The following is a 4,348-nucleotide window of genomic DNA, read 5'->3' as shown; positions in this document are numbered from 1 at the left end:
AGTAGAGTAGGAAGGATCCGACGGCAGGAGAAAAGGGCGACAGAAGGAAAAGGAGAGTATTTATGAAAAAGAGCAGGATAATGGCGTGGCTTTTAATAGCAATGTTGTGCATATCTGCCCCCATGACAGCGCTGGCAGAAGGAGAGGATTCGAAAGCTTCCGGGGCATCATCGGCAGTCGTGCCAGAGGCGGATACTTTGGAAGCAGCGGCAGCAACGGAAGGAGAAGCTGCAAACGCCGGAAATTCCGGGCAGGAAGAAGCAGTGGCGCCGGATAGTGGAACACAGATACTGCCGGAAACACAGTCGGTTTCTGAAACGGCAGAGGCTGCAGATGCGGAAGGCACCGACGGGGAAGCAGACGCTTCTTCTCCCTGGCAGGCGGAAGACTTTACCTACGGGATGATCGAGCATACCTTAAGCGGATGCAACTATACGCGTGAGATCCAGGTTCAGGGGACCGGGATCCTGGGATTGTCCGATTCGGGAAAGGAAAAGATCCAGGTCAAACAAGCATCTGGTACTTCCGGGGAAAGCGCGTCAGGAGAGACGATAGTAGGAGTAGGTCCCAATGCATTTGCCAAAATGGGGATCGAGACCATCACGTTTCCCGAAGATATGATGATCCCTTATGATGACACAGTCACCCACACCATCACACGAAGAGGAAATTTCATTATCAAAAGCGGGGCTTTTTCTGATAACAATCTTACAGCGATGGATTTTCCCGAGGGAATTCTGTTTATTGACGCTGCGGCATTTAAAAACAACCGTATGACGGAGGTGCGGTTTCCGCATACGCTTTGGATGATCGGAAACCAGGCGTTTGCCTCCAACAGTCTGCGTCAGGTACAGCTTCCCGTTACCTGCGATTTTCAGTTCCAGATCGACAATATGGCGTTTGCTGACAACCAGATCCGTTCCGTCACGTTGCCGGATTATACGGAAAAAGGTCTTTATGTACAGCTTTTCAAGAATCCCGGAATGGAAGGAGATCCCGGCCGAGGCGCCGGACAAAGTCAAAGCGGAAGGAGCCGGAGTCGTTTATATGTATACCAACAACGACGCTTTGTTCCAGCTGGATCGGATTCACCATCTGGGAAGGACGGCCGCCAACCAGAAATCCTGGGTACAGAAGCTGATAAAGGAGAAGATACCCAGACAGTATGGGGAATCCGGGATTTACCTATGAGGGGAATACGGTCACAGGACTTTCCGAGAGCGGGATCCAGAAACGGCGAAGAATAAAAACCTGATCCTTCCTTCCCGCCACAGATACCGGAGAAGTGGTAAAGGCTGTCGGAAAAGGCGGGACGATAGGAGCTTTCGTGACGGCAGAGGAAGGATTTGATTCCGTAGAGATCCCCGATACGGTAGAGACTATAGGAGACAAGGCGTTTCATTCCAGCGGTCTGAAAAGCGTCGTGATCCCTAATTCCGTTACATCTATCGGGATACAGGCATTTAGCCAATAATCAGTTAAAAAGGTGACGCTTCCGGATTCTGTTACTACATTTGGCGGAGCGGCATTTTCTGACAACCGGATGTTGGCGGAAGTGCCAGATTTCTGCCGGCCTGACGGAACTGATGCCTACTGTGTTGGACTGACAGGAAACAATGTGTCCAATGAAAATTTAAAGACGGTGATCATCCCGAAGGGAATCCGGAAAATCGGAAGGGGTGCTTTTGGAGGACAGGCAATAGAAACCCTCAGTCTTCCGGAAGGACTGCAGGAGATTGATGCGTCTGCTTTTAAAGGAAACCATCTGTCTTCCCTGGCTCTTCCCGGAACCGTGACCAAGGTGGGAAACAGCGCTTTTGAGCAGGGAGGCGCGGGAGGCTTTCTTACGTCCCTCTTTCTGTCGGATGGCTTAAAAGAGATCGGAAGCAAGGCTTTTGCCAGAGGGGCTTTGAGCCGGGTGGATCTGCCCTATGGACTGCAAAAGATGAACAAGCTGGCGTTTGACGAAAATCAGACGGTGCCTGTGCCGGCTTATACCCGAATGAAGAGGCGCACAAGCCGCTGGAAGTGGCGGGAGCCACCTTTACCATCAAAAAAGCGGAGGATGTTTTGGGACGGTCAATTGACTTTACCTACGATGAGGCAGGCACTACCATAACCGGATTCTCGGAAAGCGGTCATGCGAAGAAAAACCTCCATGGACACTTTGATCTTCCCGAATCAGAACACGAAAGGAGAAGATATTATCGCCATCGGAGACGGAGCAGCGGGAGGAGGCGGCCTGCCTCATCGTAGGTAAAGTCATTGACCGTCCAAACATCCTCCGCTTTTTGATGGTAAAGGTGGCTCCCGCCACTTCCAGCGGCTTGTGCGCCTCTTCATTCGGGTGTATAAGCCGGCACAGGCACCGTCTGATTTTCGTCAAACGCCAGCTTGTTCATCTTTTGCAGTCCATAGGGCAGATCCACCCGGCTCAAAGCCCCTCTGGCCAAAAGCCTTGCTTCCGATCTCTTTTAAGCCATCCGACAGAAAGAGGGACGTAAGAAAGCCTCCCGCGCCTCCCTGCTCAAAGCGCTGTTTCCCACCTTGGTCACGGTTCCGGGAAGAGCCAGGGAAGACAGATGGTTTCCTTTAAAAGCAGACGCATCAATCTCCTGCAGTCCTTCCGGAAGACTGAGGGTTTCTATTGCCTGTCCTCCAAAAGCACCCTTCCGATTTTCCGGATTCCCTTCGGGATGATCACCGTCTTTAAATTTTCATTGGACACATTGTTTCCTGTCAGTCCAAACACAGTAGGCATCAGTTCCGTCAGGCCGGCCAGAAATCTGCACTTCCGCCAACATCCGGTTGTCAGAAAATGCCGCTCCGCCCAATGTAGTAACAGAATCCGGAAGCGTCACCTTTTTTAACTGATTATTGCTAAATGCCTGTATCCCGATAGATGTAACGGAATTAGGGATCACGACGCTTTTCAGACCGCTGGAATGAAACGCCTTGTCTCCTATAGTCTCTACCGTATCGGGATCTCTACGGAATCAAATCCTTCCTCTGCCGTCACGAAAGCTCCTATCGTCCCGCCTTTTCCGACAGCCTTTACCACTTCTCCGGTATCTGTGCGGGAAGGAAGGATCAGGTTTTTATTCTTCGCCCGTTTCTGGATCCGCTCTCGGAAAGTCCTGTGACCGTATTCCCCTCATAGGTAAAATCCCGGATTCCCCATACTGTCTGGGTATCTTCTCCCTTTATCAGCTTCTGTACCCAGGATTTCTGGTTGGCGGCCGTCCTTCCCAGATGGTGAATCCGATCCAGCTGGAACAAAGCGTCGTTGTTGGTATACATATAAACGACTCCGGCTCCTTCCGCTTTGACTTTGTCCGGCGCCTCGGCCGGGATCTCCTCCATTCCGGGATTCTTGAAAAAGCTGTACATAAAGACCTTTTCCGTATAATCCGGCAACGTGACGGAACGGATCTGGTTGTCAGCAAACGCCATATTGTCGATCTGGAACTGAAAATCGCAGGTAACGGGAAGCTGTACCTGACGCAGACTGTTGGAGGCAAACGCCTGGTTTCCGATCATCCAAAGCGTATGCGGAAACCGCACCTCCGTCATACGGTTGTTTTTAAATGCCGCAGCGTCAATAAACAGAATTCCCTCGGGAAAATCCATCGCTGTAAGATTGTTATCAGAAAAAGCCCCGCTTTTGATAATGAAATTTCCTCTTCGTGTGATGGTGTGGGTGACTGTGTCATCATAAGGGATCATCATATCTTCGGGAAACGTGATGGTCTCGATCCCCATTTTGGCAAATGCATTGGGACCTACTCCTACTATCGTCTCTCCTGACGGCGCTTTCCCCGGAAGTACCAGATGCTTGTTGACCTGGATCTTTTCCTTTCCCGAATCGGACAATCCCAGGATCCCGGTCCCCTGAACCTGGATCTCACGCGTATAGTTGCATCCGCTTAAGGTATGCTCGATCATCCCGTAGGTAAAGTCTTCCGCCTGCCAGGGAGAAGAAGCGTCTGCTTCCCCGTCGGTGCCTTCCGCATCTGCAGCCTCTGCCGTTTCAGAAACCGACTGTGTTTCCGGCAGTATCTGTGTTCCACTATCCGGCGCCACTGCTTCTTCCTGCCCGGAATTTCCGGCGTTTGCAGCTTCTCCTTCCGTTGCTGCCGCTGCTTCCAAAGTATCCGCCTCTGGCACGACTGCCGATGATGCCCCGGAAGCTTTCGAATCCTCTCCTTCTGCCAGCGCTGTCATGGGGGCAGATATGCACAACATTGCTATTAAAAGCCACGCCATTATCCTGCTCTTTTTCATAAATACTCTCCTTTTCCTTCTGTCGCCCTTTTCTCCTGCCGTCGGATCCTTCCTACTCTACTTC

General features: G+C 51.4%; 6 protein-coding genes. 3 read left to right on the top strand and 3 right to left on the bottom strand.

Translation table 11 applies throughout. The features are described 5' to 3' along the window. The first annotated feature begins 62 nt into the window (after positions 1–62). Genes FYJ34_RS00665 through FYJ34_RS00655 form a run of 3 tightly spaced genes read left to right on the top strand, consistent with a single transcriptional unit; the run spans position 63 to position 2,119 of the window. Complete coding sequence (locus FYJ34_RS00665) at positions 63–1,247, top strand: leucine-rich repeat domain-containing protein (RefSeq protein ID WP_154475331.1); 1,185 nt, start codon at positions 63–65, stop codon at positions 1,245–1,247. A 38-nt stretch (positions 1,248–1,285) separates the two neighbouring features. Further along, positions 1,286–1,474: a leucine-rich repeat protein gene (locus FYJ34_RS13035; RefSeq protein WP_154475329.1), complete on the top strand. Its 189-nt coding sequence runs from the start codon at positions 1,286–1,288 to the stop codon at positions 1,472–1,474. 12 nt (positions 1,475–1,486) lie between these two features. Next, positions 1,487–2,119, top strand: a complete 633-nt coding sequence (locus tag FYJ34_RS00655) for a leucine-rich repeat domain-containing protein (RefSeq protein WP_154475327.1) — start codon at positions 1,487–1,489, stop codon at positions 2,117–2,119. Between the two features lie 355 nt (positions 2,120–2,474). Here FYJ34_RS00655 and FYJ34_RS15510 read toward each other — a convergent pair whose 3' ends face one another. From FYJ34_RS15510 to FYJ34_RS00640, 3 genes are all read right to left on the bottom strand, one after another. After that, a complete protein-coding gene (locus tag FYJ34_RS15510) occupies positions 2,475–2,612 on the bottom strand; it encodes a hypothetical protein (protein ID WP_416389701.1) in 138 nt (45 codons plus the stop codon). Between the two features lie 105 nt (positions 2,613–2,717). Continuing rightward, positions 2,718–2,924 (bottom strand): leucine-rich repeat protein, encoded by a 207-nt coding sequence (locus tag FYJ34_RS15505; protein ID WP_416389700.1) that lies wholly within the window; start codon positions 2,922–2,924, stop codon positions 2,718–2,720. A gap of 166 nt (positions 2,925–3,090) precedes the next feature. Then, a complete protein-coding gene (locus FYJ34_RS00640; RefSeq protein WP_154475325.1) occupies positions 3,091–4,284 on the bottom strand; it encodes a leucine-rich repeat domain-containing protein in 1,194 nt (397 codons plus the stop codon). Positions 4,285–4,348: the final 64 nt, after the last annotated feature.

Source organism: Suipraeoptans intestinalis (assembly GCF_009696485.1).
GTDB classification, from domain to species: domain Bacteria; phylum Bacillota; class Clostridia; order Lachnospirales; family Lachnospiraceae; genus Suipraeoptans; species Suipraeoptans intestinalis.
This window is presented reverse-complemented; position numbering and strand designations above follow the sequence as displayed.

Bases quoted from the DNA above. Each gene is read 5' to 3' on its own strand.
- FYJ34_RS00665 (WP_154475331.1), top strand. From the start codon at position 63: ATGAAAAAGAGCAGGATAATGGCGTGGCTTTTAATAGCAATGTTGTGC.
- FYJ34_RS00640 (WP_154475325.1), bottom strand. From the start codon at position 4,284: ATGAAAAAGAGCAGGATAATGGCGTGGCTTTTAATAGCAATGTTGTGC.